At 49.2% G+C, this 13,533-nt stretch carries 9 protein-coding genes and 2 pseudogenes; 9 read left to right on the forward strand and 2 right to left on the reverse strand.

What is annotated here, in order from left to right:
• From purS to AB3114_RS01890, 9 genes are all read left to right on the forward strand, one after another.
• The gene (gene purS, locus AB3114_RS01850; RefSeq protein WP_367341556.1) at positions 1–252 is read left to right on the forward strand and encodes a phosphoribosylformylglycinamidine synthase subunit PurS; all 252 of its coding nucleotides are present in this window, start codon (positions 1–3) and stop codon (positions 250–252) included.
• The gene (gene purQ / locus AB3114_RS01855) at positions 252–932 is read left to right on the forward strand and encodes a phosphoribosylformylglycinamidine synthase subunit PurQ (protein WP_367341557.1); all 681 of its coding nucleotides are present in this window, start codon (positions 252–254) and stop codon (positions 930–932) included. The genes purS and purQ overlap by 1 nt, the downstream gene beginning before the upstream one ends.
• Positions 933–934: 2 nt before the next feature.
• Positions 935–3,166, forward strand: a complete 2,232-nt coding sequence (gene purL, locus AB3114_RS01860; RefSeq protein WP_367341558.1) for a phosphoribosylformylglycinamidine synthase subunit PurL — start codon at positions 935–937, stop codon at positions 3,164–3,166.
• Positions 3,142–4,611 (forward strand): amidophosphoribosyltransferase, encoded by a 1,470-nt coding sequence (gene purF / locus AB3114_RS01865; RefSeq protein WP_367341559.1) that lies wholly within the window; start codon positions 3,142–3,144, stop codon positions 4,609–4,611. Before purL ends, purF begins: the two co-directional genes overlap by 25 nt.
• Entirely contained in the window at positions 4,608–5,645 is a 1,038-nt protein-coding gene (gene purM, locus AB3114_RS01870; RefSeq protein ID WP_367341560.1) for a phosphoribosylformylglycinamidine cyclo-ligase, read from the forward strand. The genes purF and purM overlap by 4 nt, the downstream gene beginning before the upstream one ends.
• Before the next feature lie 10 nt (positions 5,646–5,655).
• Positions 5,656–6,246: a phosphoribosylglycinamide formyltransferase gene (purN, locus tag AB3114_RS01875; RefSeq protein ID WP_367341561.1), complete on the forward strand. Its 591-nt coding sequence runs from the start codon at positions 5,656–5,658 to the stop codon at positions 6,244–6,246.
• Between the two features lie 11 nt (positions 6,247–6,257).
• Positions 6,258–7,802 (forward strand): bifunctional phosphoribosylaminoimidazolecarboxamide formyltransferase/IMP cyclohydrolase, encoded by a 1,545-nt coding sequence (purH, locus tag AB3114_RS01880; protein ID WP_367341562.1) that lies wholly within the window; start codon positions 6,258–6,260, stop codon positions 7,800–7,802.
• 21 nt (positions 7,803–7,823) lie between these two features.
• Positions 7,824–9,080, forward strand: coding sequence for a phosphoribosylamine--glycine ligase (purD, locus tag AB3114_RS01885; protein ID WP_367341563.1), 1,257 nt, complete (start codon positions 7,824–7,826; stop codon positions 9,078–9,080).
• Positions 9,081–9,445: 365 nt separating this feature from the next.
• Positions 9,446–11,887 (forward strand): glycoside hydrolase family 68 protein, encoded by a 2,442-nt coding sequence (locus AB3114_RS01890; RefSeq protein WP_367341564.1) that lies wholly within the window; start codon positions 9,446–9,448, stop codon positions 11,885–11,887.
• A 216-nt stretch (positions 11,888–12,103) separates the two neighbouring features.
• Here AB3114_RS01890 and AB3114_RS01895 read toward each other — a convergent pair.
• Both AB3114_RS01895 and AB3114_RS01900 read right to left on the reverse strand, forming a co-directional pair.
• Positions 12,104–12,385: pseudogene (locus AB3114_RS01895) on the reverse strand (cupin domain-containing protein); the annotation flags it as partial.
• A gap of 300 nt (positions 12,386–12,685) precedes the next feature.
• Positions 12,686–13,507, reverse strand: a pseudogene (locus tag AB3114_RS01900) (SDR family NAD(P)-dependent oxidoreductase); the annotation flags it as partial.
• Positions 13,508–13,533: the final 26 nt, after the last annotated feature.

Raw genomic sequence — 13,533 nt, forward strand, 5'->3', positions numbered from 1 at the left:
ATGAAGACCGTTCGCATCTACGTGACCTACAAACCATCAGTTTTTGATCCCCAGGGTGCATCCATTCAAGATGCGATCCACACACTGGGCCATGATGAAGTTAACAAAGTGACTGTCGGTAAGTTCTTCGACGTCACCTTTGACGACAAAACTGCTTCACTCGACGATGCAGTCAAAGACATTGCCGAAAAATTGCTGGTCAACTTTAATATGGAAACCTACAAGTACGAAGTGCTGGAGGCTGAAAAATAATGAAGATTGCGGTAATTGTTTTTCCTGGTTCCAACTGTGACGTGGACATTTACGAAGCGTTGCACTCGGTCTGTGGTGCGGACGTCGAATACGTCAGTCACAAGGCCACTAGCCTGGATGGTTTTGACGCCGTGATGCTGCCAGGTGGTTTCTCTTATGGTGACTACCTTCGTTGTGGCGCGATTGCTCGTTTTGCCAACATCATTCCGGCTATCAAGAAGATGGCTGATGAAGGCAAATTGGTTTTCGGAACCTGCAACGGATTCCAAATTCTTACGGAAATGGGTCTTTTACCAGGTGCTCTCAAGCAAAACGACAGTATGCAGTTTGTCTGCAAGCCAATCGATTTGACGGTTGAAAATAACCGGACACCATTTACCAGTCGTTACCAACAAGACCAGCACATCGTCCTGCCGATTGCCCATGGTGACGGTAGCTTTTATGCTGACCCATCAACGATTGACCAATTGGAACAAAATCGCCAGGTTGTCTTTCGCTACGCCCACGAAAACCCGAACGGCAGTCTGAACGACATCGCCGGTATCTGCAACAAGCGCGGCAACGTGCTCGGCATGATGCCACACCCTGAACGGGCAGTGGAAGAAATTCTCGGCGGCACGGACGGTTTGCCGCTCTTTAAGTCACTCTTGGACCACGGCACGGTAAAAGCGGAGGCATAAGCATGAAGCAAGCAATGACACCAGAAGAAATTAAGGAAAAGAAGCCCTACATCGACTGGAGCCTGACGGAACACGAATACAACTACATCGCTGACAAGCTCCTGCACCGGTTGCCTAACTACACCGAAACGGGCTTGTTCTCAGCTATGTGGAGTGAGCACTGTTCTTACAAGAAATCTAAGCCTGTGCTGCGTCTGTTCCCGAACAAGGGCAAGCGGATCCTGCAGGGACCAGGTGAAGGCGCCGGGGTTGTAGACATTGACGACGGTCAGGCCGTTGTCTTCAAGGCAGAAAGCCATAACCACCCGACAACCGTTGAACCTTACCAGGGTGCTGCTACCGGTGTTGGTGGGATTCTCCGGGATATCTTCTCCATGGGTGCCCGCCCGATCGCCTCACTTGATTCCCTTCACTTCGGTGAAATCGACCATGACGCGACGATGCGTTATAAAGCAGAACAAACCGTCAAGGGTGTCGGTGACTACGGTAACTGCATGGGGATTCCAACGATCGGTGGTGAAACCACCTTTGACCCTTGCTACCAAGGCAACATCTTGCTGAACGCCTTTAACCTCGGAATCATGGACCAGAAGAATATGGAACGGGGCAAGGCCACTGGTGTTGGCAACGCCGTGATGTACGTTGGCGCTAAGACTGGCCGTGACGGCATCCACGGGGCAACCTTTGCTTCCAAGGACTTCAGCACGGAACACGCTACCCAGCGGTCAGCCGTCCAAGTCGGTGACCCATTCATGGAAAAGCTGTTGATGGAAGCTTGCCTGGAAATTATCGAAAAGCACCCTGAATGGTTAGTTGGTATCCAAGACATGGGTGCTGCCGGAATCGTTTCATCCAGTGCCGAAATGGCTTCTGAAGGGAAGTCCGGGATGGACCTCAACCTCGACCTGGTTCCGCAGCGTGAACCAAACATGTCCGCTTACGAAATTATGTTGTCCGAATCCCAAGAACGGATGCTGCTGTGCATCAAGAAGGGTCATGAAGACGACGTTAAGAAGGTATTTGATTACTACGACCTCGAAGTTGTGACGATCGGTCGGATCACTGATGATGGCATGTACGTTCTTCACCATGACGGTCAGGTTGTCTGCAACATTCCAGTTCACACTTTGGTTGACGACGTGCTGGAAGAACCGAGTGATGAAAAGGAACCTGCTCGTCTGCAAGAAGCTAAAAAGCAAGCTGCCTGGGTTCCTGAAGTTGTTAACGCCGGGACAATGCTGAAGCGGATGCTGAAGCAACCGACGATCGCTTCCGACCGTTACTTCACCCAACAGTACGACTCCCAAGTGCGGACTAGTACGGTTGTTGGCCCCGGTTCTGATGCTGGTGTACTGCGGGTCCGCGGTACTAAGAAGGGTATCGCCATGGTTAACGATGGCAATGGCCGTTTCGTCTACCTTGACCCTTACGTTGGCGGTGCTCGTGCCATGGCTGAAGCTGCGGCTAATATCGTCGCTTGCGGTGCCGAACCACTGGCTATTACCGACTGCCTGAACTACGGTGACCCGAACGATCCAGAAATCTTCTACGAATTGCACCACTCAGTCATGGGAATGGCTGATGCTTGCAAGGAATTTGAAACACCAGTTGTTTCCGGGAACGTTTCCCTTTACAACGAAAACGACGGCAAGGCCATTCACCCAACGCCGATGGTTGGGATGGTCGGCCTCGTCCACGATATCAACCGCGTCATTCCAATGCGGGCACAACAAGCCGGTGACGTTGTCTTCCTGCTTGGTAAGACGGGGAACGACTTTGCTGGTTCTGAATTACAAAAGATGCTGCAGGGTGACATCAGCGGTGCATTGTCACCAATTGATCTGAAGGCTGTTCACCAACACCTGCAGAAGCTACTGAAGCTGGAACAAGCTGGCCTGATCCAAAGCACTCACGACCTGAGTGAAGGTGGGCTGGGTGTCAGTCTTTCCGAAGTTCTCTTCCACACGGAATTGGGAATGAAACTTGACCTGTCTTCAATGACTGCTGCTCAACTCTTCAGTGAAACTCCAGACCGCTTCGTGATCACGGTCAAGGCGGAAGACGCCGTTGAAGTGCAAAAAGCACTTGGCGATTATGCTCACCAGGTCGGCGAAGTTACCACTGACCACCGCCTGCAATTACAGTTGAAGGGCCAATACCTAAACGAAAATGTCGCAACGCTGGAAAAAGTCTATGAGGAGGCTTTGCCATGCCTTATGAAGTCAAAAGCTTAAACGAAGAATGTGGGGTCTTCGGAGTTTTCGGCAGTGAACATGCTAGCCAGTTGGTTTACCTGGGCCTGCACAACTTGCAGCACCGGGGCCAAGAAGGAGCAGGAATCGTTTCTTCTGACGGCAAACACATGTACCAACACCGGGACCGGGGCCTTTTGTCCAAGGCCTTCGCTAATCCGGAAGACCTGCAGAAATTGGTCGGTGATTACGCCATCGGCCACGTCCGTTACAGTACGACGGGCCAGAATTCCATTCAGAACGTTCAACCTTTTCTCTTCCATTTTTATGATGGTGATATTGCATTAGCCCACAACGGAAACTTAGTTAACGGGACGACTTTGCGGAAGCGGCTCGAAAAGAACGGGGCCGTTTTTCAAAGCACAACCGATACCGAAGTCCTGATTCACTTGATTCGAGAAAAAATTCAGAAGGGCTTCATGACAGCACTGAAGGAGTCACTGAATGAAGTTCACGGTGGCTTTGCCTTCTTGATGCTGCAAAAGGACCGGATGATCGCGGCCCTTGATCCGAACGGGATTCGTCCGCTGTGCATCGGCCAGTTGGATAACGGGGCTTACGTCATCTCCAGTGAGACCTGTGCCCTCGATATTATCCACGCCAAGTTCGTCCGTGATGTTCAACCAGGGGAGCTGATCATCGTCGATCGCGATGGCTTGCACATCGACCACTACACGACCCACACCCAACTGGCAATCTGCTCGATGGAGTACATTTACTTTGCTCGTCCTGATTCAATTATCCACGGGGTTACGGTTCACAACGCCCGTAAGCGGATGGGTCGTCTGCTTGCCCGGGAACAACCGGCTGACGTTGACATGGTCGTGCCGGTTCCTAATTCTGCATTGTCTGCTGCTTCGGGTTATGCCGAAGAGCTGGGCGTACCAAACGAAATGGGACTGGTGAAGAACCAGTACGTTGCCCGGACCTTTATCCAACCAAACCAAGCACTGCGGGTCGAAGGCGTACGCCGGAAACTCTCGGCTGTGCGGGGCGTCGTTGCCGGCAAGCGGGTAGCCGTCGTCGATGACTCCATCGTTCGTGGAACGACGTCAAAACAGATCATCAAGATGCTTTATGATGCTGGGGCAAAGGAAGTCCACATGCGGATTGCTAGCCCAGCCTTCCGCTTCCCGTGCTTCTACGGAATTGATGTTTCAACACGGCATGAGCTGATCGCCGCCCACTATTCCGTCAGTGCGATGCGGGAAATTCTCGGCTGCAATAGCCTGGGATTCCTGAGTGTCGATGGCCTGATCAAGGCTATCAACGTCCCTGATGCTGGTGACGCTCCATTTGGTGGCCTGACGGTGGCTTACTTCAATGGCCAATATCCAACGCCACTGGAAGATTACGAAGCTGGTTACATGGCTTCACTGAATGAACAGGAAAAGATTGCGCGAAAGGAACGGTTGAAAAAACAATGAATCGTTACGCAGAAGCGGGCGTTGACGTCAACGCTGGTTACAAACTTGTTCACAAAATTAAAAAAGATGTTGCTTCTACCAAGCGCAAAGGCGTGATGGGTGGTATCGGCAGCTTCGGCGGTATGTTTGATCTGGGAATGTTACACGTGAAACACCCCATCCTCGTGTCTGGCACTGACGGTGTCGGCACTAAGCTGCTGATTGCGCAAAAGATGGCTAAGCACGATACTGTCGGCATCGACTGCGTGGCTATGTGTGTCAACGATTTGCTGGCACAAGGTGCTGAACCGCTCTTCTTCCTCGACTACATTGCCTGTGGGCACAACGACCCAACTCGTTTAGCCAGTGTAGTCCATGGCGTGGCCGATGGCTGCAAGCAGGCAGGCGCTGCCCTGATCGGTGGTGAAACTGCGGAAATGCCAGACATGTATGGCAAAGAGGAGTACGACTTAGCTGGTTACGCAACCGGTGTGGTTGAAAAAGACGAGGTGCTGACTGCCAAATTGCCACAAGATGGTGACGTCTTGATTGGCCTGCCATCCAGTGGGATTCACTCGAATGGTTTCACCCTGGTTCGGCAGATTCTTTTCAAGGACCACGACATCAAGCTGACGGATAAGCCAGCAGAGCTACAAGGCAAGACGGTTGGTGAAGCCATTTTGGAACCAACGCGGATTTACATCAAAGCGGTTCTGCCACTGGTTCAAGCCAAGTTGCTGCACGGCATCAGTCACATCACTGGCGGGGGCTTGATTGAAAACCTGCCACGGATGTTTGGCGATGATCTACAGGCTGTCGTTAACTCCAGTGCTTGGCCAACCCTGCCAATCTTTGACTACTTGATCAAGTTAGGCCAACTGAAACCGGCTGATTACTGGGGCACCTTTAACATGGGCCTGGGGATGATCATTGCGGTTGATCCAGCCAAAGTCTCAGATGTTAAAAAGCGTCTGCAGGATGCTGGTGAAAAGTTCTACGAAGTTGGTCACCTGCAAAAGCGGCCAGAGAATGCTGAAAAAATTGTGATTAAGTGAGGTCAAAAAGATGAGAGTGGCAATTCTTGCCTCAGGAAACGGGACAAATTTTGAAGCTTTAACCAAACACTTTCAATCAGGGGATATTCCTGGTGACGAAGTCTTGCTGTTTTGTAACCATCCGGACGCACCCGTAATGAAACGGGCCGAACGCCTCGGCGTGCCGCACGAATCCTTTACAGTTAAGGAATGCGGTGGCAAGGAAAAGTATGAGCAACGTCTGCTGAAGCTGTTAAAACAGTACAAAGTCGACATCATCGCCCTGGCTGGCTACCTCCGGGTGGTTGGACCGACGATCTTAAACGAATACCCAGATTCCATTCTGAATCTGCACCCGGCTTTGTTGCCGTCTTACCCCGGCTTGAATTCAATTCAACGGGCCTTCGATGATTACAAGAAGGGCAAGATTAAGGAAACTGGTGTGACGGTCCACTTCATCGACGCACATTTGGACCACGGCCCGATCATCGCTCAGAAGGCAGTGCCGATTAAAGCAGATGATACTGAAGCCAGCCTTGAAAGTCGTGTCCACGATACAGAACATGTTCTTTTCCCGGCGGCATTGAAAAAAGTAATTTTGGAACGCATGAATAAGCAATAGGAGGATCATTCATGAAGCGTGCAATTGTTAGCGTTAGTGATAAGAGTAACCTGGTTCCTTTCGTCAAGGGCTTGGTAGATGCAGGGTACGAAATTGTTTCAACTGGTGGTACCAAGAAGGTCTTGGATGATGCTGGTATCAAGACGATCGGGATCGAAGAAGTGACCCACTTCCCAGAAATTCTTGACGGCCGGGTTAAGACCCTGAACCCATATGTTCACGGTGGTTTGCTGGCACGGCGTGATAACCCAGAACACATGGCAACCCTGAAGGAACACCACATCACTCCAATCGACCTGGTATGTGTCAACCTGTACCCATTCAAGCAGACTATTTCCAAGCCAGACGTTAAGCTGGACGATGCCATTGAAAACATCGATATCGGTGGCTCAAGCATGCTGCGGGCTGCTGCCAAGAACTACCAGGACGTCACGGTGGTAACAGACCAAGCCGACTACCAAAAGGTATTGGATGAAATTAAGGCTAACAACGGTTCAACCACCCTGGAAACCCGCGCTAAGCTGGCTGCTAAGGTCTTCCGGACCACTGCCGCTTATGATGCACTGATCAGCCAATACTTGACCAAGCAGGTTGGCAACGAAGATCCAGAAAAGCTGACGCTGACTTACGATCTGAAGGAAACGATGCGTTACGGTGAAAACCCTCACCAAAAGGCATGGTTATACGAAGACGCAATGCCAAAGAGCTTCTCAATCCTTGAAGCTGAGCAACTGCACGGCAAGAAGTTGTCATACAACAACATCAAGGATGCTGATGAAGCTATCCGTTGTGTCCGTGAATTCCAAGATGAACCAACTGTCGTTGCTATGAAGCACATGAACCCGTGTGGCATTGGCCGCGGTGACACCCTGGAAGAAGCTTGGGACCGGGCTTACAAGGCCGACTCTGTTTCCATCTTCGGTGGGGTCATTGCCCTGAACCGGAAGGTCGACCTGGCTACTGCCCAGAAGATGCACAAGATCTTCCTGGAAATTGTGATTGCTCCTGGCTATGACGATGACGCCTACGAAGTTCTCGCCAAGAAGAAGAACATTCGCTTGCTGCAACTTGACTTCAGCAAGGAAAACGAACCAACCCGGCGCGAAGTTGTCTCCGTCATGGGCGGGATGCTGACTCAGGAACAGGATACGCTCCAAGAAGACTACCACGACTGGAAGTGCGTCACGGACGCCAAGCCAACGGAACAACAACTGAAGTCCCTGATGTTTGCCTGGAAGGCCGTTAAGCACACCAAGTCCAACGCAATCGTCGTTGCCAATGACGAACGGACACTGGGTGTCGGCGCCGGCCAACCAAACCGGATTGACTCCCTGAAGATCGCCGTTAAGCACGCCGGTGATGCTCTGGATGACAAGTCAGTGATGGCTTCTGACGCCTTCTTCCCATTTGGCGACAGCCTGGAATTTGCTGGTAAGCACGGTATCAAGGCCGTCGTTGAACCAGGTGGTTCTATTCGTGATAAGGAAACGATCGATATGGCTAACAAGTACGGCGTGGCCGTCGTCTTTACTGGTCACCGTCACTTCCGTCACTAATTTTGAGAGGAAGAGTAAGTGATGAAGGATAATTTAACGTTACTGGTAGTTGGCGAAGGTGGTCGTGAATTCGCCATTGCCAAAAAATTAAAGCAGAGTCCGCACGTTGCTAACGTCTACTGTGCACCAGGTAACGTGGGAATGCTGACAGCTGGTGTAACCCCGGTGAACATCGCTGAAATGGACCTGAATGGTTTGCTGCAATTTGCTGTTGAACACCACGTCGACTGGACCTTTGTTGGCCCCGAAAACGTTCTCTGTGCGGGCATCGTCGACAAGTTCCAGGCAGCGGGTCAGAAGATCATCGGTCCTAATAAGCGAGCTGCTCAACTGGAAGGCTCCAAGGATTATGCGCTGCGTTTTATGAACAAGTACCATATCCCGACAGCTAAGCACGAAACCTTTACCGACGTGGACAGTGCCATCAAGGGGCTGGATGACTTTGACTATCCAGTTGTCCTAAAGGAAAACGGTCTGGCCGGTGGGAAGGGTGTTTCGATCGTGCCTGATAAGGACACTGCCGTTGATACTCTTCATGAAATGTTTGCTGGCCCCCAGACTGCTGTGGTGCTGGAAGAATGCCTGATTGGCCCAGAATACTCGATGTTCTGTGTAATTGCGGATGGTCAGTACCGCATCTTACCAATGGCTCAGGACCACAAACGTGCCTACGATGGTGACAAGGGTCCTAACACCGGTGGGATGGGATCATACTGCCCACTGCCACAGTTGAGCCAAGAAGATCGCCAATCAATGATCAAGGAAATCGTTGAACCGACCGTTAAGGGCCTGGTTGATGGTGGCTACCATTACCACGGCATCCTTTACATTGGCCTGATGATGACCGCCGACGGTCCAAAGGTGATCGAATACAATGTGCGTTTTGGGGATCCTGAAACGCAGGTCATTTTACCGCGTCTTGCCACTGACTTTGCCGAACTGATGCAGGCCGTCGTGGATGATCAGCCGATGCCAGAAATCAAAGAAAACGACAAAGCTATCCTCGGTGTTGTCCTCGCTGCTAAGGGTTACCCAACTCACCCGGCTTACTACCCGTCACTGGGTAAATTCCCTGATGCCGATGGGATTACCATCGATTACGCTAACGTCACTGGTCGTCTCGATGACCTTTATGGTGCTGGTGGCCGACTGGCAATGATCATTGCTGAAGCTGACGACTTAAAGACTGCTAAACAACGGGTTTACGACTACTTAGGCCAGTTGCATGAGCCGGATTGCTTCTACCGCCATGATATTGGTGCAAAAGCCGGAGTTTAGTCGCGACAACTGGTTGAAACATTAAATAAATTGAACCCTCCTAGGTTGGGATTGATGTCCAAATTAGGAGGGTTCTATTTTGTTGTTTTTTATTATATTGGTGCTTCATTTATATTTTTTATGAAAATTTTAACAAAATTTATGTTAAACGTTTACCAATTAATCGGCTGATATATGACCACTGTCGTAATATATCAGTTCATAAAACCTTTTCATAAATGTCAAACGATTAACACAAAGCTTAAAAGGCCTTTGAATTTTTTAGTGTTCCATAAATACAGGCTGCGCGTTATGATGTCAACATATAAATTTACAAAAAATTCATATTTAATTCACAAATTGATTTAAATTTCAAGGAGTCTGTTATGAAGGATACAGTTAGTCGTAAGAAACTTTACAAATCTGGTAAGTTATGGGTGGCAGCACTTGTTAGTACTGTAGCTGTTGCCGGTAGTAGTGTAGCTATGGCTGATTCACAACAGGTTGAGGGCAACCAATCAGTTAACGCTGTTCAAACGTCAAAGGTTACTGCCCAATCTACTTCATCAACCACTTCTGACACTTCTAATGGTGCAAATGAAAATACGCAGACACAAACCCAAACTCAAACCAGCCAAAGCGAAAGCAAAACAGCTGGTGTGCAAAATACCCAACAAAATCAAAGTCAATTAAATGATTTTGCTCAAAAGTTTGTTAATGAAGCCAACGCAGAGGGTGCCAACGTTGACCCTAAGAATTTCAACCAAAAACAAATCGATGCGCTGAACAAGTTGGAATATTACTCCACCACAAAACGCAATTCGAACACTACGCAATATACTTATTACCAATTCCAGCAGGATGCCGATAAATTGGCAGAGGTAGACCCTCAATTTGCTATTCCTTATTTCAAGGCAGACCAAATTAAGAACCTAGTAGCGGCTACTAGTAAGGATGGTCAGACGGGTAAGATCGCTAATATGGATATTTGGGATTCCTGGCCGGTTCAAGATCCAACTACCGGGCAATTAGTCGACTGGAATGGCAAACAATTAGTCATTGCGATGATGGGAACTCCTGAAGCTAATAGTAATCACCTTTACCTGCTCTACAATAACTACGGCAGTGATGATTTCAATGGCTGGAAGAATGCTGGCGACATTTTTGCTGGTTACCGTGGCGATAAGAAGACTGGCCTTGAACTGCCAGACGATCAAGAATGGTCCGGTTCCGCTTATCAATTAGGCGATGGTTCCATTGAATTGTTCTATACCCACAATAAATTTGATCGCAAGTCTATCAATCCACAAAACCACCAACGTTTGGCAGCCGCTAATTTGAAGTTGCGTTTGAATGCGGATGGCACTATTTCTATTGCCAGTGTTGATAATGATCACACCATTTTTAATGGGAAGGATAATGGTTCACAAGAGGGTACTCACTACCAGACTTACGAAAAGTGGGCACACAATGTCACCTACTTTGATGGTCACAAGGAAGACTTTGGTGGCTATGACAACTTCGCCATGCGAGACCCTCATATTGTCAAGGATGCCCAGGGCAACCGCTATTTGATTTTTGAAGCCAGCACCGGGGATGACAATTACCAAAGTGAAAATCAAATTTATGACTTGCGGAACTATGGTGGCAATGCCAAGTTCCAACTGGAAAGTCTATTTAATTTGATTAACGATGATTACAGTGTCAAAGATAAAGCCAGCGGTCAAATGGTAAAGATTGGCCGTGACATGCGTGTTCGTGCTTCCCAAGCTAACGCTGCTATCGGCATTGTTAAATTGACTGGTCCAGAAAACAACCCAACTGTTGAGACCGTTTATGATCCACTGGTTTCTGCATTGATGGTCAGCGACGAAATTGAACGTCCAGATGTAGTTAAAATCGGTGATACTTACTACTTATTCGCTGCTTCACGGCTGAACCGTGGTAGTAATGACGCTGCCTGGCGAAAAGACAACGATGCCGTTGGTGACAACGTTGTCATGCTCGGCTGGTACTCAAAGGATCTGACCAAGGGCTTTAAACCATTAAACGGTACAGCATTGGTATTAACATCAACCGTTCCAGCTAACTGGCGGACAGCCACTTACTCATACTATGCGGTTCCTACGCGGAGTGATGACCCACGCTTTAAGAATACGGTACTGATCACGGCTTACATGACCAACCGTAGTCACGTTGCTGATTATCGGAACGTGAATGGCAAAGCGGTTCTTCCAGCAAATTATGTAGCTGAAAATGGTGGCGAACATAACTCAACATGGGCACCATCATTCTTGCTGAAATTAAATGAAGATGGAACAACTAAGGTTTTGCCATACGCAACTAATCAGGGTGTATGGGACTTCAACAATGCCACAAAGTTAAATGACAACATCATGACTAGTAAGGTTGATGAAGCCTACTTGCCATGGGAAAAGGGAGTGCCGTTTGATTGGGGATCCATCTTGGCTAGTGGCATGAACTGGAAAGACAATATTCCTACTCCAGATCCAGTAACACCAAGCACGCCAAGTACACCAAGTACCCCAAGCACGCCAAGTACCCCAAGCACGCCAAGTACTCCAAGTACCCCAAGCACGCCAAGTACTCCAAGCACGCCAAGTACTCCAAGTACCCCAAGCACGCCAAGTACTCCAAGTACCCCAAGTACACCAAGTACCCCAAGCACGCCAAGCACACCAAGTACGCCAAGTACACCTAAGAAACTGCCGCAAACTGGTAATAATTCATCCGTTGCAGCCGCATTATTAGGAATGTTAGGCTTAAGTGCCTTAGCAGGTTTTGGTTTAGAAAAGCGTCGCTTCTAAATTGAATGAAGTTAGGGCAAATGATAGGCATTGTTTATAACTTTATAGGCATGCCTTCATCGAGCTCTATTTGATTAACAACCCCCCTAAAAAAAATAAATTGGTCCCTAGCGTTCGGATTACCGAATGTTAGGGACCTTTGCTATTTAAAGGTAATTAAAGGTAAATTTCCATTGTTCTTCTTAGGCTTAGTAAGCGCCTTTTAGGACTTTCAATCTATTTCAACTGGTCATACTCTTGGACCGGGCCAGCATCCTCAGTTGGCTTGTCCGCATTGAGAATCATACCAATGCAAGTGAACCAGTGTTGGTGATCAGCACCGTGCCAGTGTTTGACGCCAGGTTTGACCTCAACCACGTCACCGGCAGATAATGGTTGAACTGGTTGTCCTTCTTCTTGGTAGTAACCGTGACCACCCGTTACCAGCAGGAGTTGGTAGCCGAAGTGGCGGTGCCAATTACTGTGGGTTCCCGGTGCCATCGTGACGTTGCCAACAGAACACTTGCTAGGGTGTTGGGGACCCATAAACAGGTTGACGTAGTCGGGACCCTCACCCGCAAATCCTTGGATTTCTTTGCCACGGCCGAAGATGACGCCATTCTGCAAACCCTTGTCAGCACCCTGGTTGTTGTTCCAGTTGTCACGTTCGGCAAGCGGTAAGTAGTGGGGTAGCAGTTGTTGCGGAATTGCTTTTTGCAACTCATCGATGGTCCACGGTGCATCATCCTTTTGAATCTTATTGCTGATCTGACTTTCGCTAAAGTAGCCAATCTCGCCACTGGTAGTAACGCTGAAGACGTCGCCAGAGTAATGGTGACCTTCTGGTGTGCAGAGATAAGCCAGGAAAGGTGCTAGTCGTTGCGGATCGCCGTGGGCTTTATTGATTTGGGCCATCTTTTTTTTGCTTGGCTGGGCAGCGGCCCCAAATTGTTTTTTCAAGCTGTCGATGGTCTTGTTGAATTCCCGGAGGTGACCAGGTGACATTGCTTGGGGGCAATATGCGTTGACGGTGATGCCAGTTTTAGCCAGTTCCTTGGCACTAGCCTTGCTGAGCCCGACCAAACCAGCGTTAGCTGCACTGTAGGCAGCGAGGTTGGCGATACCCGTCCAGGCATTGGAAGCACTATTGAGAATCGTTCCGGCACCTTGTTGTTGCATAATCGGAATTGCTTCGTGCATGGTGTTAAAAGCACCTGTCATCTTGGATTGGGTGAGCCGGTCCCAATCAGCTTTCTTGGTATTGGCGACGGTGCCCTGACCAAGGGTGGCGGCATTGTTAACAAGGATGTCAATGCGGCCAAAGTGGTTGATGGCACACTGAATGAGCTTTTTAGCAGCTGCTGGGTCGGTGACGTCGGCGTAGCATGGCACGGCTTCACCACCATTGGACTGTATTTCCTTGGCTGTTCCTTCCGCGTCGCCCATCATCGATAAGTATTTTTTGTTTTCTGCGGCACTGAGGTGCGAGTCAGCCTTGTCATGGTGGTGGGGATGACGGTTATTGGTAACGACTTTAACTCCACACTTGGCAAAGTACAGGGCAATGCCGCGCCCGATGCCTTCTCCTGAACCAGTAATGATGGCAACTTTACCAGCTAGTACTTGTTTCAAAATGATCACTCCTTCAATTTCATTAAAAGCTAACC

Origin of the sequence: Limosilactobacillus sp. (assembly GCF_040772465.1) — a bacterium.
In the GTDB taxonomy this organism is placed as follows: Bacteria; Bacillota; Bacilli; order Lactobacillales; family Lactobacillaceae; genus Limosilactobacillus.